The following is a 297-nucleotide window of genomic DNA, read 5'->3' as shown; positions in this document are numbered from 1 at the left end:
AGCTGAGCCTTCGCCTTCTCGGCGGTCTCCTTGTTCGCGCCCTCGAGGACGGTGCTCGGGGCACCGTCGACGACGGCCTTCGCCTCGCCGAGGCCGAGGTTCGTGAGCGCACGGACCTCCTTGATGACCTGGATCTTCTTGTCGCCGGCCGACTCGAGGACGACGTCGAACGAGTCCTTCTCCTCGACCTCTTCGGCAGCGCCACCGGCGCCACCGGCGGCCGGGGCGGCCGCGACGGCGACCGGAGCGGCGGCGGTGACCTCGAAGGTCTCCTCGAACTTCTTCACGAACTCGGAC

General features: G+C 69.4%; 1 protein-coding gene. It reads right to left on the bottom strand.

The features are described from left to right. The coding region (gene rplL / locus FJ658_RS15680; protein ID WP_141146253.1) for a 50S ribosomal protein L7/L12 at positions 1 to 297 on the bottom strand (297 nt) is incomplete at both ends.

The organism is Schumannella sp. 10F1B-5-1, assembly GCF_006517535.1.
Taxonomy (GTDB): domain Bacteria; phylum Actinomycetota; class Actinomycetes; order Actinomycetales; family Microbacteriaceae; genus Schumannella.
This window is presented reverse-complemented; position numbering and strand designations above follow the sequence as displayed.